This is a genomic window from Terriglobia bacterium, assembly GCA_020072815.1.
Classification (GTDB): domain Bacteria; phylum Acidobacteriota; class Terriglobia; order Terriglobales; family Acidobacteriaceae; genus Angelobacter.
Map to the genome: position 1 here is coordinate 83,752 of JAIQGE010000018.1, position 21,847 is coordinate 105,598.

The following is a 21,847-nucleotide window of genomic DNA, read 5'->3' on the forward strand; positions in this document are numbered from 1 at the left end:
TGAAAGCAAATTCGTCGCGCAGTTTGCGTTCCTGCGCAGCCTGCTGGCCGTGGGGTTCTTTTGCGCGACCCCGTAGACTTGCGAAACAATTCCATCTGACGCAAGAAAGTCACTCGATTGATGGTATAGTTTGCGCGCTCTTTCTTGTTCTTCGGTTTTTGCGAAGGAGGCAACTGTGCTGATAAGACTTCGTGAATTCGGGCAAGTGACAATTGCCTTGGGACTTAGCGCGCTTTTGCTGGTTTCCGCCGGCCGCGCCGATGAGCATCATATTGTCAGCCGTGCGGAGCTGCAGAGCGAAGCGGTGGCGGCGTCGCAGGCGCGACAGCACAACATTGACTCTGTACGCCGGTTCCTCTCTTCACCCACGGCGGAAGAGGCCATCAAGTCCGCCAAGATGGATCCGCGACAAGTGTGTACCGCGGTGGCCAGCCTGGATGATCACGATCTGCAGCAACTGGCCGCGCGGGCCGGCCAGGCTCAGGCTGACTTTGCCGCTGGAGGACTCAACACAATTCAGCTAGCCCTTCTCATTGTCTTGGTTGCGGTGCTGATCCTGGTCCTGGTCTCTAGCCGCGTACCTTTCTAGCTGTTGCTGGACGCGCTGCGTCCCATCCGGCAGCGAAGTCGCAAAACTTCAGTCACAAAAAAGCGGCGCTTTATGGTCGTGTATACTTTGGTTCTGGCCGAGACATTACTCGGAGGAACCGAACTATGCAGTTTGATTTGCGGCAATCGGCACGCATGGTGATTGCTCTCGTTTTGGTGACACTCTTTCTTGTTCCTACGGACCTAGTGGCGCAGCGCCACGTGGTAAGCCCTGCTGACCTGCAGAAGGAAGTGCTGGCAGCATCGCAGGCGCGGCAGCACAATCTGGACACCGTCCGCCAGTTTCTCTCTTCACCCGTGGCGGAAAAAGCCATCAAATCCGCCAAGATGGACCCGCAGCAGGTACGCACCGCCGCGGCAACGTTGAATGACCAGGAACTGGCGAAGCTGGCAGCGCAAGCAGACAAAGCGCAGGCCGATTTTGCCGCCGGTAAGCTGAGTGACCGGGACCTGATCCTGATCATCCTGGGCATTGCCGTCGTCGTGCTGATCATTGTGGCAGTCCGATAGCGAGATCCTCATGTTAAGACGCGCGCCGCAGAGACTTGCGTTCATCGTATGTCTCTGCGGTTCGTTTTTTGCCTCAGAGAAATCCGGTATTTGGCTGGATGTCCCGTTCGTGAAGCAAGAGAAAGATGGCTGCGGCGCAGCCGTCGTCGCTATGGTCATGCAGTACTGGGCGCAGCAGCGGCCCAAGTCCGCCGACGAATCGCCCGCGAGCGACGCCGCCGCTGATCCAGTGGTCATCCAGCAAGCTTTGTACTCCGCCAAAGCTAAAGGCATCTATGCTTCTGACATGGAGCGATATCTACAAAAGCACGGCTTCCGCACGTTTGTCTTTCGCGCCACATGGGACGATCTGAAATCCCATCTGGAAAAAGGACGGCCGCTGATCGTGGCTCTGAGACCCGTGCCGGGCGAGAAAGCCCGGCATTACGTGGTGTTGGCCGGACTCGATTGGGAGCAGAGCCTGGTTCTGGTGAATGATCCGGCGCAGAAGAAGCTGATCAAGGAAGAACGTAGCGCGTTTGAAAAAGAGTGGGCCGCTGTGGGCCGGTGGACTCTGCTGGTGGTACCGGAATAGGTGCGTCGCCTGTCAAACCCGAAGACTTGCCGCGGATTCGTGAAATTACCTGGCATCTTGCTTTGTCTGGCGTTGGCGGGCCCACCGCTCGTCGCTCACGCGCAAAGCGCTCCTTCTGAACAGCAACTCTTTCAACAAGAACGCTGGACGGAACTGGTCCAAATGCTGGAGAAAATCCCACAGCGTTCCGCAGAGCAGGAATTCGAATTCGGCGTTGCCCTGGCCAATCTTTCGCGATGGGATGAAGCGCGGCACGCTCTCGTCGCCGGCAGGCAGCTGGCGCCGCAGGACAAACGCTTTCCCAGCGAACTGGCGGGCATCGAGTTCAAACAGAAGAAATATGGCGCCGCGGCTGCGCATTTGCGCCGCGCACTGCGGCTTGATCCCAAAGATGAATACGCCAATGACTTTCTGGCCACTCTGTATTTCGTCCAGGGAAATGTTGAAGCGGCGGTGAAGTACTGGAACCTCCTGGCCAAACCCCGTCCGGCCGTGGTTGCGGTTCGCAACGATCCCAAGCTGCGCATCCGTCCCGCGCTGCTGGACCATGCGCTGGCTTTCTCTCCAGCCAGCCTGCTCACGCTGGAAGAGCTGCGGACCAGCGAAGCCCGCATGAACAATCTGGAGATATTTCCCAGCTATCGCCTGGATCTGGTGGCCGGCGACGACGGGAAGTTTGACGCGGTGGTCCGCGCGGAAGAGCTGAACGGCTTCGGCAACGGCAAGCTTGACGCGCTTCTGCGCACTTTCAGCGGCTTGGGAAACCAGGAGATCACGCCGGAGTACTACAACCTGAAGCGTTCGGCGATCAACATTGTTTCAGGGTTTCGCTGGGACCCGGACAAACGTCGCGGGAGGATTTCGCTCTCCGGGCCGCTGGGCTTTCGTTCACCGGCCGACCCACGCTGGCGGTATCGCCTGAGCGTGGATGTTCGCAATGAGAATTGGGACATCCGCAACGGCTTTACCGGGCCGGCGCCGGTGCTGGAGTCGCTCAACCTGCGGAAGGAAGTGGGCTCGGTGGAAATCTCGCGCCTCATCGGCTGGCGCTGGAAGTGGACTCTGGGCGCTGAAGTTTCGCATCGCGATTTCCGCAATGTGGTCCCCGTAAGTTCGCTGGGACCGGTGCTCACGACGCAGATGTTGAAGGAGGGCTATCAGCTCAAAGAAACTGCGGCTCTCGACGCGCAACTCTGGCGCTCGGCGGAGCGGCGGATTACCCTCTCCAGCGGCTTGCGTTCGCAAGCGGGACGGCTGTGGTCGCCGCCGGCTGAGGCCTTTGAAAAACTTCAAGCATCACTTGAAGCCCACTGGCTGCCGGACGTGAAAGGTGACGATTACCAGACCTGGTGGCGCTTGCGCGGCGGCAAGACGTTTGGTGACGTCCCGTTTGACGAACTCTTCATGCTCGGCCTGGGCGCGGACAATGACCTGCCCATGCGCGCCCACGTGGGCACGCGCCACGGACGCAAAGGCAGCGCGCCGCTGGGCCGCGACTACGTCCTCAGCAACTGGGAAACCGACAAGAAGATTTATTCCAACGGAATTTTCGCCGTGAAAATGGGGCCGTTTGCGGATGCGGGCCGGATCACGGACCCTGACCCATTATTGACCCAGCGGAAATTGCTGGTGGATGTGGGCGCGCAAGCCAAGGTGCGCATACTGGGTGTGACCGTGGTGCTCGTGTACGGGAAGGACTTGAGGACAGGGAACAATGAGTTCTTTGCGACCTTGGATCGGTAAGCATCATTTCGGCGGTGCTCTAGAATGTCAGTATGCGCGCGCTGATCATCGGAGGAACACGGAACCTGGGACCGTCCATTGTCCAGGCTCTGCTGGAGCAGGGATACGAAATTGCTGTCTTCAATCGCGGCCAGACTCCGGATGACTTGCCGCAAGAAGTAGAGCGGTTGCGTGGCGACCGCAGTGATCCGGCCCAGCTTCGCCGGGCGATAGGCGGCAGAGACTTCGACCTGGTGGTGGACACAACTCTCTACACCGGCGTCGACGCGGAAGCTGCCGTGGACGTGCTCAGTGGACGCGCCGGTCGTTACATCTTCTTAAGCACCGGGCAGGTGTATCTGGTGCGTGTCGGCGCGCAGAGACCGTATAAAGAAGATGATTATCCGGGCGAGGTGATGGCCGAACCGCCGAAGGCGCATGAGTCCGATCACGCCAACTGGCTTTACGGCTTCGACAAGCGCCAGGCGGAAGATGTGTTTGCGCGCGCGTGGCAGGAGAAGAAATTTCCTTACACCAGCCTGCGCTTGCCGATGGTAAATAGCGAGCGCGACCACTACGACCGCATCTATGGCTACTTTCTGCGCTTGCAGGACGGCGGACCGATTCTGATTCCCGACGAAGCCAACCTGCCCGTGCGCCACGTCTACGGCGAAGACGTCGTGCAGGCTATTCTGCGGCTCGCCTCGCAAAGCGATCTGGGCAAAGGCGAGGCTTACAACATTGGACAGGATGAGACGGTGTCACTCGAAGAATTCTTGCAGCTATTGGCGGAGATCGCCGGGCGTCCGCTGAAGCTGGCGCGCGTGCCGCGAGAGAAATTGGACGCGTTGCAATTGCTGCCTGATTGCTCGCCTTTCAGCGGCCGATGGATGTCGTCGCTGGACAACGCGCGCAGCAAACGCGAACTGGGAATGGAATACACGCCGCTGTCCGTTTATGTAAAGAAGCTCGTCGGACATTTTGCCGCCAGCCCGCGGCGGCAGATTGCCGGATATGAGCAGCGGTCCACTGAACTCGGGTTGTCGAGCAACAGGTGAAGGCTGAAGTGTGAGGCCGGGATTCTTGAGCAATCCGGGGCCCATTCCTGCCTGAGCAACCCCAAAACCTCATTAGAAAACCTTCATACCACTCAAACAGGCAGGCACTTCCGCGTGTCTATGTCCGTGATGGCCGTCACATCTCACCGGAGATGTGACTTGCTACCCTCCATGAAGCCTTAAACGCGCTTGCACAAGCAGGTTTGCATGAGTAATGAAGACCGCGAATACACGCCTTCCTGGTTCGGGACTCCGAGCGTGCTTGCATCCTTTCATCAAATGCTCTTGGCGAACCTCTATGATGGCGTCTATCTGGTGGATGCTGACCGGCGCATCATCTCCTGGAACCATGCGGCCGAAGCCCTGACCGGCTATGCGGCCGAGGAAGTCGTCGGCCGCTTGTGCTGTGACAATTTCTTGGCGCACGTGGACGACAACGGCTGCAAGCTCTGTGAGAACGGCTGCCCGTTCACGGCCGCCCTCCAGGACGGCCAAAGCCACGAGTCGGAAGTTTACCTGCGTCACAAACAAGGGCACCGGGTCCCGGTGAGCGCACGAGTTGTCCCTATCATTGGCGACCATGGGCGCGTGCTGGGAGTGGCTCAGATCTTCAGCGATCTGCGGGCCCGGATCATGGAGCGCAGAACGCTGGAGCTGGCCAAATTGGCGTTTCGCGACTTTCTGACCGGCCTTCCCAACCGGCATTACACTGACTTGAAAGTGCACCAGGCGGCGCAAGAAATGGAAGAAGTCGGGCGAGCTTACGGGATACTGATGATTGATCTTGACGAGTTCAAGCGGGTCAACGACCACCACGGCCACGCTGTGGGCGATGATCTCTTGAAATCCGTGGCCCAGACTTTACAGCGAAGCTTGCGTTCCGAGGACCTGGTGGGCCGCTGGGGCGGAGAAGAGTTTCTGGTCATCGTAGCCGACGCAACTCCATCCGGACTGCATGAAGTGGGCGAGCGTTGCCGCAAGCTGATCGCCCACTCCGAAGTCCGTGTGGGAGCCATGGGCCTTTGGGTGACGGCCTCCGTCGGCGGCGCCATCTTACGGAAAGGCGATTCTGTGGACGCGGCCATCGCGCGCGCCGACTCGCTTATGTATCTCAGCAAGAAGAATGGCGGCAACCGGACGAGCGTGGACTTACCCTCCACCGAGTCTGCATCGCGATCCGGCGGAGGGGGCACGGTGTGGATGGAGCTCATCAACCCGTCCTTTGAATAGACACCATTCGGCGGAACCCCTTGCCGCAGACCGGCGACGCACAAACTCTTAAACTCTTCGTTTTCACCTAGCCCAATGCTGGGCGAGTCCTGCGCCTTTACCAACTCTTACTCATCTTTACAATTTTCCAGAGTGGAGCGGGGCCGACGTGTGTTCCTAGTATGCAAAGGGAAGTCAGAAAGGCGTTAACGCCTAAACATAGGCTTGAATGAATCAGGATACGGAGGGAACGTATGCGATATCTGCGAGGGATATTTTTGGGAGCTGCAATGTTGAGTGGAAGCATCGCCTTTGCCGGAGCACAAGCGATTGTCCCGGCGCAGCGGCATTACGATCGTGACGACCGTTACCGCGACCGCAACTACGTTGCTGATTTTGCTCGGCGCATGGGACGCCAGGACGGCTTCAATGACGGCTTGCGAGACCGGCGCACCGGACACAGCTTCCGTCCGACACACGACAGCAGCTACAAGCACGCCGACAACGGTTATGAGTGGCGCTTCGGCAACAAGAACGAGTACAAGGCGTTCTATCGTGAAGGCTACGCGCAAGGGTACGCGCAGGGCTACAACAACGGCCCGTACCAGAGGCGGTAAGCGGCAGCTTCAAAACTCGGGTGCCAAAAGAAGAGACGCGGACCAGCCCGCGTCTCTTTGCTTTTCTCAGGGAGAACTACCAGACTTCGCATTTATCCGCCGGCGGGCGGACCATCGGCGTTCCGGCTTTGCAGGAAAACGCCTCGGCAAACTCGCTGAGGTTGGAAACCGGACCAATCACGCGATACTTGGCGATGGGATGAGGATCGCCCTGGATCATGACCCGTTGCGTTTCCGGACGGATTTCGTCGCCGCGCCACTGTCCCCAGGCGATGAAGAACTGCTGGTCCGGAGTGAAGCCGTCAATGGTCGGGGCCGGGTGCTGCTTCTGGGCTTTCTTGAACGCCAGGTAGGCAATCTTGGCGCCCGCTAGGTCGCCGATGCTTTCACCCAGCACCAGCTTGCCGTTGTGATGGATGTTGGGCTCAATGTAATAGCCTTCAAACTGTTTGACCACGCAGGCAGTGCGCTCTTCAAAATGCTTGAGATCGTCAGGAGTCCACCAGTTGTTGAGGCGGCCCTGGGCGTCAAATTGCGCTCCTGAATCGTCAAAGCCGTGGCTGATTTCGTGGCCAATGACCACGCCGATGCCGCCATAGTTGACGGCGTCAGCGTTCTCCACGCTGAATGACGGCGGCTGGAGAATGCCGGCGGGGAACACGATCTCATTGAGCAGGGGATTGTAATAGGCGTTGGAGGTGGGCGGCGTCATGCCCCAGCGCCCGCGGTCCGTGGCTTTGCCGATCAGGCCGCGGTCTTCTTCCACGTTCCAGCGGACGGCTGCTTCCTGGTTGGCCCAGTACGATTCGCGGCCCAGCTTGATGGCGCTGTAGTCCTTCCACTTGTCGGGGTAACCGATCTTGGGGTTAAAAGTGGAAAGCTTCTCCAAGGCCTTCCTCTTGGTGTCCGGCGTCATCCATTGCAGGCCTTCAATGGTGTCATGCATCGCCGCCAGGATGTTCTGGACCATTTCCTGCGCGCGCTTCTTGGCTTCCGGCGAAAAATACTTCTCCACGTACTTCTGGCCCAGGGCTTCGCCCAGCAGATTGTCCGTGGCTTCCGCGCAGCGTTTCCAGCGGGGCTTGAGTTCCTTGGCGCCGTTGAGATATTGGCCGTAAAACGCAAAGTTCTCATTGACGAAAGGATCGGACAGGCCGTCGGCAGTGGAATGAAGGAACTGCCAGCGCAAATATGTCTTCCAACTAGCGACCGGAGTTTCCTTGAGCTGGCGGTCCACTTCCTGCATGAACTTGGGCTCGTTGACGTTGAGATCGGCGCGGAGAAGCTTGGCGGCGTCAAAATAAGCGTCCCAATCCATGACTGCAGACAGCTTCTTGAGGTCGCCGAACTTCGTTTTGTGGTCGGTAGCCTGGGGATCGCGCAAGGCAACGTTGTCCAGCGAGGCTTCCGCAAGTTTTTTCTCGAACTCAAACACGGTTGTGGCGCCGGCTTTGGCTTTGGCTTCATCGTAACCGGCGAGCTTGAACATGTTGGTTACGTGGACCAGATACTTTTCGCGGGCGTCCACAAAGCGCTTCTCGGTCTTCAGGTAGTAGTCGCGATCCGGTAGCCCGAGGCCGCTGGCGAATACGGTGGCGATGGTGGTGGCGGGTTCGTGGTTATCCGGCTGGGAAACCAGGCCGAAGGGAACAAAGATCCCCAGAGCGTGCATGTGGCGCAGGGTCTTCTGCAGGTCGGCGGGAGTCTTGATGGCGTCAATTTCCGCAAGAAACGGCTGCGCCGGGGCGAGTCCGGCTTTGTTGATGCGCGCTTCATCGGTGCAGGAGCCGTAATAGTCGCCAATAAGTTGCTCAACGCTGCCCTTAGGCCAGTCGGTTTTCTTCGAGACTTCATCCAGAATGACTTTGAGCTGTTCCTTGGCGGCTTCACCGGCCTGCCAGCGGCGGCTCCAGCGCGACATGGACGCAGGGATGGGATTGTTGGCGCGCCACGTCCCGTTGGCAAACTGAAAGAAATCCGTGCAGGGGTCGGTCTTTCGGTCAAGGTCGCCCAGTTCGATTCCACGTTGCGGGGTTTGTTGGGCGAAGGCTGAGGCACAGCTCAGCAGCAGAACTAACGAATACTTCAAAAAACGCATTTAGCGATCCCTCGGCGAGTGAGATGAGAATAACAATCTTAACAAGAACAGAATTCGGACAAGCCCGCAGGTCATCCAATGCGGAAGCCGATCAACCGCCTGCATCGGCACACGATCAGCGTTCGTCAAACCCAAAGGTGTTGGCACGCGCGCAGCAAACCAAGAATATGCTTAGAGACTGCCTTCCTGCCGAAGAGTAACTGAGCCCTTTTCGCTGCGCAGACGCAGGTGCGTGCCACCCTGGTTGACCGTCCCGCGGACGTCACGGTCCCAGCGGCTGCCGGCATGTGAGGCGAGCGGGAAGTCACTGTGGAAACTGGTGCGGCGGCCGCCGGAGAAATCCACGTCAAAACCGGCATTCTTGGGCAGGCGAAGCATGATCTCGCCCTTGTAGGTTTCAAGGCTGGCGCTGTCGCCCAGGGAACGGACGCTGATATCGGCGTCAGCTTTGTAGGACTTGATGTCCAACGCGCCGCGCACGTTCACGTCGCGCAGGCGGATGGAGTCCTTGTAAGTGTCAATGCGAATCCCGCCGCTGGTGGACTCAATGGCGATGGGCGACTTGTAACTGTGGATGCGGATGTCACCCTGAATGGAAGCGATCCTGATGTCCGGCTTATAGGATTCAATTCTCACGTTGACCTGGCGAGGGACGCGGATTTCAAGCTCCACCGCGGCGGTGTAGTCTTGCCAACAGAAAACACAGGTATAGTTCGGGTATTTGACCGCGATTTCAACTTTCCCGCTGTCATTGTGAAAGTTGATCTGCAGGTTGTCCATCCACCATTTACGGTCGGACTCGCTGCCATCAAAGCGCTTACGGACGTCCACCACAACCTGGCTGCCTTCCGTGCCGGTGACGTGGATGGTGCCTTTGTAGTTGTCCACCACCAGAGCGCCGCCGGCGTCCAGACTGAAGGTACGCTGGAAATGTTCAGCTTTCTCATCGCTCGAAGTCTGAGCGGACAAGGAAAATGGCACGAGAAGAGCTGCGGAGACGACGGCGAGAATAAGAGCGCGCATCTTTTGGCCCACAAGATTCAGGCTTGCAAGATTCATGGGAAACCCCCTTTTTCGGGGCATTTTCGTTTTGCCCTATCCTTAGTACGCCGGAGAACTGTCGCTGGTTCCGTTAGACGCAGAGATTGGGGAAAAGTAACCGGGGCCCAAGCGGCTCCAGTGCTATGAAGGTGATTTGCGGCCCGCTAGCTGGGCCCGTCGCGTTCCAGTGCGGCGAAGATCTTGATGGGCGAATTCGACGGGCTTACCCTCTGTTCGTAGTCGCGGAAGCCTTTCAGTTTCAGGGTGATGGTGCGCTCAGCGCCGTCCGGCTTGCGCAGTAGGGTAAAAGCAAAAGGCGTTTCGCCGATCTTGCTGCCGTCAACAAAGATTTCCGCACCGGAAGGCGACGATGTGACGTCAGTGCGTACGCCCGCCCCAACTGGCTGCGAAACCGCGGCTTTGCCCATCAGATGCTCGCGGATGGCCCGCACGTCGCGCCGGATTCCAAAGAGCTGCATTTGGGCCACAAACGCCGCAATACCCAGGGCCAGTGAGACGAGCCACACGAGAACGATCACACCATCAGCCACGATGCCTCCATACGAGTCTTTTTGGCGGTCAAGATGCTACAGCGCTTTTAAGAGTTTCAGCCACCGGTCCCAGGACTCCGCCCGGGCCTTCTTGTTGGCCGTTGCCATATCGTGCGCTTTTTTGGCGGCTGGATCGTCGCTGGTGTTGGCGATCGCGGCGTCAGCGGCGGGATCTTGTCCGGCGCGCATGAAGCCATGACCCGCGCCCTCGTAAGTGATGGGATCATATTTCTTGCCGCCCGCTTTCATCGCTGCCGTGGTGTCAGGAATGGTGGCGCCGATGCGCGCGTCATTGCCGGCATAGAAACCATAGACGGGGGCATTGATGGCGGTGACCTCTTTCGGCCCGGAGCCGTAAAACACAAACGCGGCGCTCAGGTCCTTGCGGTTGGTGGCGAAGCGGAATGACTGGCTGCCGCCCCAGCAGAATCCCGCGACGGCGATCTTGCCGTTGGCGGCGGGAATCTTCCTGGCGTAGTCGGCGACGGCGTTCAAGTCAGCGGTAACCTTATCGTCGGGCAGCTTGGAGTTGGCTTCACGCGCAGCGTCAACGCTGGGGAAGTCGCTGGACTTGCCGCCGTTCGGCCCCATGCCGGAAAGAAAATCAGGAGCAATGGCAATGTATCCGTTGGCCGCCAGTTGATCAGCCACGCTCCGCGCCCAATCCGACAAGCCGAAGATCTCATGGATCACGATGATCACCGGGGCCTTCTTCTTGACCTCCGGATACACGATGAAAGCATGCACGGTGCGGTTGTCATGCTTGATCTGCACCCACTCGCTGTGACGTGATGATTTTTCCAATGACTGTTTGGCCCATTCCTGCGAGAAGGCCGCGGGAAGACTGAGCAGTAGCACAACGGCGAGAGCGATGGTTCGTTTCATGGCGGAAAGAGTGTACTACGCTCGCAAGAAGCCGACAATCGTGGTCAAGGGAACTCTACCTACTTCGGCCCATTCGTCCTCTTGCTTGTCCTGACGGTCGAGGCTCCGCGCTGCGGCGCCGGCGCACCTTTTGCCGTCTTGCTGTTTGCAAGACCGACCTTCTTGTCGGCCTGTTTGGCCCAGTACTTTTCCAGCTCGCGCATGTTCTTGGTTTTCATGGAACTAGCATGACACATTCGCGTCGCAAAAATCGAGCGGGTTGCAAAAATCACGGATGCAACTGCCCCGCAGGCCAAGGCCGTTCACGCTCAGCCCGAAGCTTCCATGGCTTGGGCTTTTGCGGCACGGAAATGGACACCGCAATCGCTGCAATGGCCACGACCGGCAAAAACGCTACAGCCGAAGGCAGGCTGGAGCGCAAGGCGGCGGTGACTAACGCCGCTAACGCGTATGCCAGAAATACCTCGGCTTGCAGGCTGAGGGAATGTTCGGGATCGCGCATGCCTTCGTCCTTTTGCGGCCCGCTGGAACCGGCGGCAGGCAACCAACGATGCACCAGCCCTGAGAACAGACTGGTGATGGTCCCAGTGATGTACGTCGTGGCGATACCCGGCAAGCTCAGACCCTTGACCGCGGCGCTTTGCAGTCCCATGGCCAGGCCGGAAACGCTGATCATCAAGTTCATCACAGTGCGGCTGTCCGGGCTGTGCGCGAAGCTGAGCGCGCAGAAAACCGCCAGGATCACGGTTTCAACATAGACCGCCCGGCGGACAGGCTTCCAGGTTTTGGCGCGGTCGCCTTCGCCCACAATGATGGCGCCCAGCACCACGCCGGCGATGAAAGCGATCAGCGCAACGAGCGAGCGTTCCGCCGCCGTGCTCTTCAGTTGCCCGGAGGAAATTCCCAGCAGCACCGCGTTGCCTGTCATGTTGGCGGTGAAAACGTGGCCGGATAGGTACATGAGGGCGTCCACGCTTCCGGCGGCCCAGGTGAAGAGAAGCACGGTGGCGCGGCGCGGAACAATGTCAAAGGCGCTTCTGCGGGGCATGTTTGCAACCTCCAGAGCCTTCAGGGCGGAGTCCCAGATGTCTGCGGGATTTTAGCCGCTGGGCAGGGAAGGAAACAACGTGTGAATCGCCGCGTTATAGCGTCAGGACGTCATGGATGATATCCAGTATCTTCTGTGTGCGCCGGTTGACGATGATCACGTCCACTCCAATCACCCGCCGGTCGCAGTAGCAGTCCACGGGCAGGCGAGGCAGCCGGTGTTCCAGCTCTTCAGGAAAAGGCTGAAGACGTTTCTGTAGTCCAGGAGGCAGAGTGCCGTCGCGCTCCAGGTGCTTCTGCAACCCTGGTGGAAGATGCTCGCGTTTAGCGAGCCCAGGCGGCAGATTTGACCGTTGATCGCGAAAATAATCGTGGATGATCTGCTGGTCGTGCCCGCTGAAGCGAACTGTTCCAGCGCTGCTACCGCGATCATCTTGTTGCTGCCCCTTGCCTTTGCCTTTGCCCTTGCCTTGGGCGGAAGCCGGAGTCACGAATAACGCCGCGCAGACTGCGCTGGCTAACATCATCTGCAAGATTCGCCTGGACATGTCGCCCTCCCTCATCGCACCACAGAAGTCCACCATACTCTGGCCGTGGCGCCGTGATCAAGTTGCGCCGGAACCCCACTCGCGTTACCAACGGACTGCCCGAATCAGATTTGCGTTGCTCGCTTCCGCCCGGCGGTTTATAAATGCGTCTACAAGGGGTGCCTATGCCCAGGCACGAGGAGCTTTTACAGGAATTTCAGCTATTCGCCCAGTCGGCCGCCAGCGTGGAAACGCTGATGGAACGCATGTGCCAGCGCCTGCACCACGAGCTGGCGCGCTACAACTGGGTCGGTTTCTACCTGCTGGACCCCAAAGACCACCATTTTCTCGTGGTGGGGCCGTTCGTCGGCAGCTTTACGCCCAACGCGCGCATCCCGCTTGACCGCGGACTCTGCGGCGCATGCGCCACCAGCGGCAAGACCATCGTGGTGCAGGACGTGGCCAAAGACCACCGTTATCTTCCCGGCACGGACATGGTCAAGTCAGAGATCGTGACGCCGGTTTTCGTGAAGAGCAAGTTCGCCGCTGAACTGGACATTGAAAGCTACTTCGCCAACACCTTCGGCCCTGCCGACCAGCAGTTCGTGGAAGCCTGCGCCGCGCTGGTGGGAAAGTACATGGACGGCGCCGGCTCCAAGCCGTAGCTGCGGGACGTCGGCTGTTGGCGGCGCAACCGTTGCCATCAATGCCTGCCGATGAGCGCAAGCACTCCGTCTTGCAGGAAATGCGAGACAATGCCAGGACGCAAGCTGCTGCGCCAGTGTGCCATCAGGCCCAGCATAGTTCCCAGAAGCGCAATCACCAGCGCGTACTGCCCGCCTTGGTACGAATGCGCAGCGCCAAAAAGAGCGCCTTGCAACACCAGCCCGGCTGGTCCGCTTTTCACCATCGCGGAAAGTTGTTTTTGCAGATAACCGCGGAAGACGATTTCCTCGCATATTCCGGCGGAGAGGGAGAGCAAGACCCAAACCGCGATCTCCACCGGGCCCTGCGGCAACATCTGGCCGATGTTGGCCTGCTGTTTGGCGTGGATCAGATGGGTGAACAGCCCCAGAACCACGTTGGACACAACCAGAAAACCCACAGCGATGCCGAAGTCGCGCAGCACCCCAGTCCAGCGCGCCCAACTGCCTCCAACCAGTTCGCGCAGGGTCACGCCGCGCGTCCGTGTACCCAGCCAGACCAGCGCAACGAAAAACCATTCGGCGAATATCACCAGGGCGTAACGCGCCACGCGTCCGTGGATGGCCGACGGCGCAAAGCCGCGGAGGTAGAAACTGCGCCCGGCGTAGGCAGCCAGCGCCAGTAACAGCAGCAGGGTGTGCCACCAGGGAGCGATGAGCTTCCATGGCGATGCGGGTGTTGGGCTGGTGGCGATGCTGTTCAAGGGCCTCCATCTACTGCAAACGGGAATGACAGATTTGGGACTGTAGTTCCTTTGGACGAAAGGGCCACTTCAGGGTAAGCAGACCCAACAGCGATTCCCGTGTGGCACAGGAACTCCTGCCTGTGCGCTTGTTCTTCCGATCAGAGTTGTCAGGCCGGTCTCAGTGTCGAAACCGGCCCGAAAAGTTAGCCCAGCATTCTTCCGCCTCCAGCCACCTGGTCTTACCCCAGTTGGTAGCCGAGCGCCCCCTTCACCCACGGAGCCGGCGTGCCATCCTGCTGGAAGAAGGCTTCCGTGACTTGTCCGCCGGTGGTGATGGTCAGCATGGCAAAGCCGTTCATCACGCGCGGGGGCAGGCTGGGGTTGGCGGTGTTGTCGTAGCATTGCACTTGCGACGCCGGCGCCTGCTGCAGTCCCCAGGCATTGCCGAAGGGCAGTGCTCCGTGGCCCACACAGCGGCCATACACGTTGTTCTTGGTGTAGGTGGGGTTGGGATAAACAATCCCATTGTGGACGTGGCCCCAATACCAGGCTTTAGGCGTGCCGCTGAGAGCCGCCGTGACTTGCGCCCATAGGCAGTTCCCCAGCCAGTCCGTCACCAGCTCTGAGCCGTCATAGGCGATGGGGTTGTGATGGGTGAGCACGATGGCGTTTTGTGCCGCGACTCCGCCCTTCACCAGACCCTGAATGAATGTCGGCTGTGCCAGATATCCGCTTCCGGTTCCTGGTATTCCTTGGATGCTTCCGTCCATGACCATGGGCGAGGGCGACCAAAACGCTGAGTCCAGCCCCAGGATGGTCCACGGTTTTCCCGGCTGCTGGGGATTGGCGTATTGCAAGGCGAAGTAGCTGGCGTTGTTTTGCAGCTTGAAGATGCTGCTGCTCAGGGCTTTGAAGTAGCCGAAGGCGCCGTCATACATCTCGTGGTTGGAGTTCAGGGTAAATGACTTTCCGGAATACGCTGCCGGCCACACCGAGAGCAGGTTGTTCTGTTCTTCGCTTGACGTGCCCGCGTAGTAGACGTCGCCAAGATGAATAATGTAGTCCGGATTCTGCCTGACGATGGCCTGCATCACGCTGGCTGCCGGACCGTTGGAGTAAGGGCCCGTTCCCCAGTCGCCGACGAGCGCGATCTTGACCTGATTCGGGCTGGCGCCGGTGATCGGCACTATCTTCGGAGTCTGCGCAAATGTCGCAAAATCGTCGCCGAAGTAGTGGTAGAGATACATCAGCACCGCCAGGTTCCAGTTGGGGTCCATCTGCCCGTAGGTGCTCTGGCTGTACCAGGTGCCGTCCGGGGCCACCAGTCCGGGCTTGCCCACCGCCACGGCGTTCAACAGGCTCTGGTAGTTGGCGGCGTTGATCTGGGTCACCGGCAGCCCGATCATCGTCTTCCATATGTCTCGCAGTCCTTTCAGAATGGGATCGTTGCCAGGATTGTTCATCCAGTAATCGAGCAGCCCGAATTCCACGGCGCCCTTGCCTCCGGGATTGGTGGCCGGCCCGCTCCACACGCCGGCCTTCTGCATCATCTGGATGACGATGTATTCGCTGGCCTGGACGAAGGTGTTGAAAAAACCTGTAGCCGATCGCAGCACCGGATCGGCTTGTATCCGGGCTTTCATTTTCTTCAGTTGGGGCGCCGTGAAACTGCGTACGGCGGCCCCGGATTTCCCTGCGGTAGTTGCTTTCCTGGACTGGGTGGCTTTCTTGGATGAAGTTGCCTTCTTGCGGGGTCTTGCTTTTGGCATAAATTCTCCTTGCGTATGCCGATCTTTCGATTGGGCGCAGTTAATTCCTCTAAGTTAAGGTGCACCGCGCTTCGCGGCCCCGGCGCAGAACCACCATCTCCCCCTGGCCGGCGCTGGAGAGAGCGATCAGGCTGATGCTGAAACCGCAAAGCATTGGATGAAACCGATGGCGAGAAACTTACTTGCGGGGTCCGTGCCGGCCATCCAGCATTCTCTACGCAAGAAGGGCAATATGCAATAACGCCGATCTCTTCATCCCCCTAGCCCCTCCCGTTCATCTTGAGCCGTTTTGCGGGCGTGAGCGCAGCGGGAGCCCGCAGGCGAAATCCTGAGCGAGCGGAGCGAGTCGAAGGACCTCTACCCCCATCGGCTTCATCCCCGGAAAATAAAGACTTAGCTCAAGTCATCCCCGGCGATGATTTTGTCATTCCGAACGGAGTGAGGAATCTGCTTTTGCCTTTCCGATCACCCGATGACCCGATCACCAGATCACCCGATCAGGCGCGCTTCGCGCACTCACACCCTAGGGCGCGGCCCATGATAGCGCAATTCCAATAGCGAATCAATAACGAAGTAGTACATGTCCACTGCGCGGGTCTAAGATCGATGCTGTTTTGTGACCCTCAGCCTGCATGGGTCAGCCCACATAACCACGATCTGCGCCGCAGGCGCGAAAGAGCCTAGCCCAGGTGCGTAAAGCCCTGGGGCGGGTTGAGGGAAGGGATCAAACCCGTAAGCAGTGACAGCTCTGCACGTCTTGACCGACATACTTCGCGCAAACCAAGGCATGTGGGGAAACGACGCTCGACATCTTGAGTGTAAACAGCAGGCACAACATGAGAGAATCATGCAGAAACGAACGATATGTCTAAACTCCACGACACCTTGCTGCAATATCCGCAGTTTTTTAAGGATAAACTGGAATCTGCCCCAAAGATCCGTGCTGCCGTAGACACAACTATCGGGCTGGTAAGCGATGTGCTTCTGGTAAGCAAGCTTCCATTCTTCCAGGACTATACGGACCACGGTTATCAGCACCTGTCAAAAGTCTTGGAAATTGCGGACAAACTCATTCAAGAGACAGCGAAAGACGTTTGCAGTCCAGAAGACATTGCTGTCCTAGCTTTTTCGATATTGTTGCACGACTTGGCTCTCCACCTCAGTGAGGCAGGTTTTCTTTCCCTAGTTGCACCTCAAGGGTGCGACGCTGGGGAAAAAGCGCCCATTCAAGATTGGCCGAGGCTGTGGGCGGAATTCTTATCGGTAGCCAGACATTGGGACGATCGCAAACTTGTCGAAATATTTGGCGCAGATGAATCTGGTGCACCCCTTGCCCTCGTAAGGAATCCCCTGGATCATTACGGCAATTTAACTGAGAGTGACCGTAAACTGATCGGTGAGTTTATCAGGCAGCATCATGCCCAAATGGCTTATGAATTTGCGATCGCGGGCTTTCCAGGCTCTGGGAGCCAACGCTTGAAGTTTGAGGCATTTGACCCTGAGCTTAGGGAAATAGCAGGTATTGTGGCACGCAGCCACGGATTCGCATTGCGTGACGGCATTCGAAATCTTGAGGACCGACAGATCAGCAAACTGGAACAAGATAATATTCATCCCGTTTTCTTAATGGGGATTCTTCGAGTCGCTGATTTTCTTGAGCTCGGTGCTGACCGGGCGCCTCTAATAGCGTTTACATACAAAGAATTCAAAAGTCCTGTATCAAAAAAAGAATGGCGAACGAATCAAGCATTTCGCGCGATTAGTTGGTCTAATCCTGATGCTGAATCCATTTATGTGCCAGCCAAGCCGAAAGATGTCTATTCGTTTTTGGAGCTTAGGAGATGGCTGCAGGCTATACAGTCCGAGCTTGATATGGCGTGGGCCGTTATGGGAGAGGTGTATGGGAGCAACACAAAATTCTCGAAGTTCGGTTTGACGATTCGGAGGGTTCGCTCAAATATTACCGATGATCTGGCGGCATTTGCCAATCTGTCCTCCTTCGTGCCGCGACGAGTCGAGCTTGGCGTTGCGAGGGCGGGCGTCTTAAAGCTTTTCATTGAGCCGTTGTATGGAGACAAGCCGGAAATAGGCATTCGCGAACTCATTCAAAACGCTGTCGACGCCGTTCGCGAGCGTTGGGAATTTGAAAAGAAACATGGTCTATCGGGTTCGCTGTCCGCACCCGAGGAAGATGATGTCGAAGTTTGGCTCGATGAGCCAGATGAGAATGGCGCGTCCACGCTGACCGTCACTGACAAAGGCATCGGAATGACCGACGAAATAATTACGAATTATTTTTTGAAGGCTGGCGCATCATTTAGGAAGAGCATCGCATGGAAGAAGGAGTTTGAAACCGGGACAGACGCGTCCGAGGAGCCAAAGTTAAAATCTCAGGTACTCAGATCTGGCCGCTTTGGAATCGGGGTATTAGCAGCTTTCTTGCTCGGTGACAGAATTGAGGTTGCTACAAGGCACATCACAAGCGAGCGGGGTCTTCGATTTTCCTTACACCTAGATGTGCAGCCTGCAGCGCTTGAGTTGGAGCCCATTCAATTGAACTACGACGCAAATCTGCCAGTTGGCACGACCATAAAGGTCACCGTCACAAAGACTAAAAAAGAAGACCAGCCAGAAGGACTGAAGAGCCCAAACATCTTCTCAGATTCGGATCTTTGGGACTGGTATTGTCTGGAAACGCCGTCGGTCGCCCGATTCTTGGGAAGCCAAAAAAAGAAGCTTAAACAGTCAGTCACTCTTCCTGACGAGGGAGGTCCCTTGCCGGCTGGCTGGCACTCTTTGGAATCGAAGGAATATAGGACTGTTCACGCGCTGGCGCCTAAGGTATCGGCTACCAATCTATTGCGTCTTGTCTGCAACGGAATCAGGATTCCGCACGGTGTTCCTTACGCTAGCATTACCCGCGCAATTGACGATCTGCAGAAGGATGACTTCCAGGAAGAGCGAATTTTCTGGTTGGACATGCCGAGCTTTTCGATTTTTGATCCCGACGGTAATTTGCCGCTAAACCTTCAGAGAGAAGAGCTTACGAGTATTCGCCTCGATTTTTTGGAACCGGCGCTCGCTGTTCAGGCGAGAGCGTGCTTGGCATTGCTTCTGCTTACTGCTCCTGCAAGAATGCGACTAACAGCCGAATTAATACACGCGATTGAAAGCGTAGGGCATTTTCATCATACGATGCCGGTTTTCTTCACACACACCGGCACAGGTTTGCTCACGGCAAGAAACCTGCAGCTCGCAAAAGTCAAGCGTTGCCTGCTTGTGCATGCAACGTTATTCGATGAGGGCTTGTTTTCAAGCGTAACCCCAAAGTACGACGCAATATTGGTTGCCCGACAAGGCAGCCAAAGCACTTCAGCATACTACTCTCTTAACGAGTTGAATCGTTGGATTGCGAGTGCTCGCGTCCTAACAAGATCGGCTGAACGTTTTGTTGTGGGGAGGCCCCTGCGCTTTGTACGTCAGCGTTCAGATAGCCCTCTCCATTTACATCGTACTTGGAAGTGCCCACACAGTCTGCTTAGTCCTGATGATCTGAGAGGGATACACGACTTACTTTCGAGACCGGAAGGTGCGTTTCGTTCAATTGAAAGTGATTTTGTCGCGGCGGAGTTGTACCTGAAAGACCCGGTGGAAGCGACAGAGCCCCGGAAGATGTCTCTCGGACACTATTGGAAAGAGATAATCCGCGAGCCGCTTATTCCTTTTGACAGAATGGCGCGAGAAGAGCAGCTCAAACATGCCTATGACTCCCTAGAAAAATTCTTCCCTGACGCGAACGCAATAAGGGCTCGCATTGTGGAAAGACTCAATGAACGCGCCGAAGCCGCTCTGAGACCTGCGAATGTGGATCACATATTCGTCAAGGCAGGGTGTCCGCATTGCGGGAGGCCCCTTCGTACGCCAATGGCAAAGCAGTGCCGCTTCTGTGGCGCCGACTGGCACGAACCAGCGGAGCCCTCGGGGGAATCTTCGTTGTGACCCTACCTCATCTTTACGCCTAAGCGCATAATTACCTCATGCCCACTTCACCCACCCGCCTCGCGCCGTTGCCCATCGCTGACACTCACGACGTCCAGAACCAGGTCCCGCCGCTCACCGGCTACAATCTCTTTCTCACCGACCGCGTTCTGGTGGAAGCAGTGCGGCGCGAAGGCGCGGGCTGGGCGGAACGGCAGATCTCTGAACTGGGGCACTTGCTGGGCAGCCACGAAGCCCAGCGCTGGGGATTTGAGGCCAATGAAAACAAACCGGTGCTGCACACCCACGATGCCACCGGTAATCGTCGCGACGAAGTGGTCTTCCATCCCGCATGGCACAATCTCATGCGTGCGTCCATCGAGCACAAGCTGCACAGCCTGCCGTTTATGCACAAACGCGTGGGCGCCAACGTGGCCCGCGCCGCCAAGTTGATGATCACCGTGCAGAATGAAGCCGGCCACACCTGCCCCATCTCCATGACGTTCTCGGGCATGGCCGCCCTGCGCGTTGAGCCTGACCTGGCCAGCGAGTGGGAAGCCAAAGTTCTAGCGCCCACATACGACCCACGTTTTCTTCCCGCGCGGGAAAAATCCGGCGCGCTGCTGGGCATGGGCATGACGGAGAAGCAGGGCGGGTCAGACGTCCGCGCCAACACCACTCGCGCCGAGCGCCTCAGCGACCGTGGCCGCGAATTTCTCATCACCGGACACAAATGGTTCATCTCCGCGCCCATGTGCGACGCATTTCTTATCCTGGCGCAGGCGCCCAAAGGTCTGACTTGTTTCCTGCTGCCGCGCTGGACGCCCAGTGGCGACAAAAACAATTTCCATATCCAGCGGCTCAAGGACAAAATGGGAAACCGCTCGAATGCGTCCGGCGAAGTGGAATTCGCGAGCGCCTGGGCCCGGCAAGTGGGCGAAGAAGGCCGCGGCGTGAGCACCATCATTGAAATGGTGAACCATACGCGCCTGGATTGTGCCATCGCCTCCGCCGGGCTGATGCGTCAGGCCCTGGTGCAGGCCGTGCATCATTGCCGGCATCGTCAGGCCTTTGGCAAATTGCTGATCGAGCAGCCACTCATGCGCCAGGTGCTGGCAGATCTTACGGTCGAGTCGGAAGCCGCGACGTTGCTGGTCGCGCGGCTGGCAGCCTCGTTTGATGCCCGCGCCGCCGACGCCCAAGGACGCGCCTTCAGCCGCATCGCCACCGCCATCTGCAAGTACTGGCTGTGCAAGCGGTCGCCGCTGCATGTTGGAGAAGCGCTTGAATGTTTGGGCGGCAACGGTTACGTGGAAGAATCCATCATGCCCCGACTCTATCGCGAAGCGCCGCTGTACGGCATATGGGAAGGCTCGGGCAACGTGATCTGTCTGGACATCCTGCGCGCGCTGAGCAAAGATCCCGCCACGGCCGAGGCTCTGCTTGCCGAATTGAAAACCACCGCAGGCGCCGATCCCCGGCTGGACCGCTTCGTCGCCACGATTCAGGCTGATCTGCACGACATTCTCAAGCCGTCTTCCGGCAAGATCGGTGGGCATGAATCCCGCGCGCGCCGTCTGGCGGAGCGGCTGGCGTTGGCCCTGCAAGCGTCATTGGTCGTCCGGCACGGACGGTCGGAGGTCGCCGAAGCTTTCCTGGCGTCACGCATCGCCGGCGACCACGGCCACACCTTTGGGACCCTGCCGGAAGAAAGCAAGATAGCGACAATTCTGGAGGGATAGGAAGGGTGAGTTTAATTTGGCCCCTGCTCGCAGACGCCGGACGTCGAACAGATTTTGGGACACTAAAAGAAAAAGATCTTCGCGGCGGTCTTGCTGCCGCGAAGATTGAACCACCAAGGCAAAGAAACAAGAAAGGAGCAGAGGATTTTGAAGGAGCCAGGTGGGTCCTCTGCACCCTCCACAATGGTTCTCCGTTTGATTGGTAGTGCTCCCAACCGGCAAAGCGTTTCACACCGCGCCGTAAAATTTTAAAAAAAATGCCCAGTACGCCGGACGCAGGGGCACTAGGGCGCTCACTTGGGCACATAATCGCCAGTTTCCACGCCAGTCTTAAATCTTTCTAACCAAACGACCAAGGCGCACCCATGAAACTGCGATTCCATCTGCTGATTACATTGCTTTTAGCTGCATTTCGTCCGTTCTGCTGGCTGTGTGGGCGTGGAACGTGTCGGAGACGCCGCCACCGTTGCCGCAGCACGCGCCGAGCGCAGGGAGAAGATAAAAGAATCGACTAGCAGCT

At 57.9% G+C, this 21,847-nt stretch carries 19 protein-coding genes; 10 read left to right on the plus strand and 9 right to left on the minus strand.

Annotated features, from left to right (window positions below):
- The first annotated feature begins 175 nt into the window (after positions 1-175).
- From LAO20_19415 to LAO20_19445, 7 genes are all read left to right on the plus strand, one after another.
- The gene (locus tag LAO20_19415) at positions 176-589 is read left to right on the plus strand and encodes a hypothetical protein (GenBank protein ID MBZ5533604.1); all 414 of its coding nucleotides are present in this window, start codon (positions 176-178) and stop codon (positions 587-589) included.
- Positions 590-714: 125 nt separating this feature from the next.
- Positions 715-1,119, plus strand: a complete 405-nt coding sequence (locus LAO20_19420) for a hypothetical protein (protein ID MBZ5533605.1) — start codon at positions 715-717, stop codon at positions 1,117-1,119.
- A gap of 109 nt (positions 1,120-1,228) precedes the next feature.
- Positions 1,229-1,693 carry a C39 family peptidase gene (locus LAO20_19425; GenBank protein MBZ5533606.1) on the plus strand — a complete coding sequence of 155 codons (465 nt, stop codon included), beginning with the start codon at positions 1,229-1,231 and terminating at the stop codon, positions 1,691-1,693.
- A 162-nt stretch (positions 1,694-1,855) separates the two neighbouring features.
- On the plus strand, positions 1,856-3,436 hold the full coding sequence (locus LAO20_19430) for a tetratricopeptide repeat protein (protein ID MBZ5533607.1): 1,581 nt from the start codon (positions 1,856-1,858) through the stop codon (positions 3,434-3,436).
- A 32-nt stretch (positions 3,437-3,468) separates the two neighbouring features.
- Positions 3,469-4,473 carry an SDR family oxidoreductase gene (locus LAO20_19435; protein ID MBZ5533608.1) on the plus strand — a complete coding sequence of 335 codons (1,005 nt, stop codon included), beginning with the start codon at positions 3,469-3,471 and terminating at the stop codon, positions 4,471-4,473.
- 207 nt (positions 4,474-4,680) lie between these two features.
- Positions 4,681-5,703: a sensor domain-containing diguanylate cyclase gene (locus tag LAO20_19440; protein ID MBZ5533609.1), complete on the plus strand. Its 1,023-nt coding sequence runs from the start codon at positions 4,681-4,683 to the stop codon at positions 5,701-5,703.
- 269 nt (positions 5,704-5,972) lie between these two features.
- A complete protein-coding gene (locus LAO20_19445; GenBank protein MBZ5533610.1) occupies positions 5,973-6,299 on the plus strand; it encodes a hypothetical protein in 327 nt (108 codons plus the stop codon).
- A gap of 76 nt (positions 6,300-6,375) precedes the next feature.
- Here LAO20_19445 and LAO20_19450 read toward each other — a convergent pair whose 3' ends face one another.
- The 7 genes from LAO20_19450 to LAO20_19480 form a co-directional block, all read right to left on the minus strand.
- Positions 6,376-8,397, minus strand: a complete 2,022-nt coding sequence (locus LAO20_19450) for a M13 family metallopeptidase (GenBank protein ID MBZ5533611.1) — start codon at positions 8,395-8,397, stop codon at positions 6,376-6,378.
- A gap of 171 nt (positions 8,398-8,568) precedes the next feature.
- Positions 8,569-9,456 carry a DUF4097 domain-containing protein gene (locus LAO20_19455; GenBank protein MBZ5533612.1) on the minus strand — a complete coding sequence of 296 codons (888 nt, stop codon included), beginning with the start codon at positions 9,454-9,456 and terminating at the stop codon, positions 8,569-8,571.
- Between the two features lie 146 nt (positions 9,457-9,602).
- Positions 9,603-9,989 carry a PEGA domain-containing protein gene (locus tag LAO20_19460; GenBank protein ID MBZ5533613.1) on the minus strand — a complete coding sequence of 129 codons (387 nt, stop codon included), beginning with the start codon at positions 9,987-9,989 and terminating at the stop codon, positions 9,603-9,605.
- Between the two features lie 36 nt (positions 9,990-10,025).
- Complete coding sequence (locus tag LAO20_19465; protein ID MBZ5533614.1) at positions 10,026-10,874, minus strand: dienelactone hydrolase family protein; 849 nt, start codon at positions 10,872-10,874, stop codon at positions 10,026-10,028.
- Between the two features lie 59 nt (positions 10,875-10,933).
- On the minus strand, positions 10,934-11,092 hold the full coding sequence (locus LAO20_19470; GenBank protein ID MBZ5533615.1) for a hypothetical protein: 159 nt from the start codon (positions 11,090-11,092) through the stop codon (positions 10,934-10,936).
- 50 nt (positions 11,093-11,142) lie between these two features.
- The gene (locus LAO20_19475) at positions 11,143-11,922 is read right to left on the minus strand and encodes a DUF1275 domain-containing protein (protein MBZ5533616.1); all 780 of its coding nucleotides are present in this window, start codon (positions 11,920-11,922) and stop codon (positions 11,143-11,145) included.
- Between the two features lie 94 nt (positions 11,923-12,016).
- A complete protein-coding gene (locus LAO20_19480) occupies positions 12,017-12,469 on the minus strand; it encodes a hypothetical protein (GenBank protein ID MBZ5533617.1) in 453 nt (150 codons plus the stop codon).
- A gap of 164 nt (positions 12,470-12,633) precedes the next feature.
- Here LAO20_19480 and LAO20_19485 point away from each other — a divergent pair, with 164 nt between their 5' ends.
- Positions 12,634-13,113 carry a GAF domain-containing protein gene (locus tag LAO20_19485; GenBank protein ID MBZ5533618.1) on the plus strand — a complete coding sequence of 160 codons (480 nt, stop codon included), beginning with the start codon at positions 12,634-12,636 and terminating at the stop codon, positions 13,111-13,113.
- Between the two features lie 38 nt (positions 13,114-13,151).
- Here the strand turns inward: LAO20_19485 and LAO20_19490 are convergent, their stop codons facing one another.
- Both LAO20_19490 and LAO20_19495 read right to left on the minus strand, forming a co-directional pair.
- Positions 13,152-13,856, minus strand: a complete 705-nt coding sequence (locus LAO20_19490; GenBank protein ID MBZ5533619.1) for a CPBP family intramembrane metalloprotease — start codon at positions 13,854-13,856, stop codon at positions 13,152-13,154.
- A gap of 221 nt (positions 13,857-14,077) precedes the next feature.
- Positions 14,078-15,607: a metallophosphoesterase gene (locus LAO20_19495; protein ID MBZ5533620.1), complete on the minus strand. Its 1,530-nt coding sequence runs from the start codon at positions 15,605-15,607 to the stop codon at positions 14,078-14,080.
- A gap of 864 nt (positions 15,608-16,471) precedes the next feature.
- Between LAO20_19495 and LAO20_19500 the strand changes: the two genes are divergently transcribed.
- Positions 16,472-19,606, plus strand: coding sequence for an ATP-binding protein (locus LAO20_19500; protein MBZ5533621.1), 3,135 nt, complete (start codon positions 16,472-16,474; stop codon positions 19,604-19,606).
- Positions 19,607-19,680: 74 nt separating this feature from the next.
- Positions 19,681-21,327 carry an acyl-CoA dehydrogenase family protein gene (locus tag LAO20_19505; protein MBZ5533622.1) on the plus strand — a complete coding sequence of 549 codons (1,647 nt, stop codon included), beginning with the start codon at positions 19,681-19,683 and terminating at the stop codon, positions 21,325-21,327.
- Positions 21,328-21,847 lie beyond the last annotated feature (520 nt).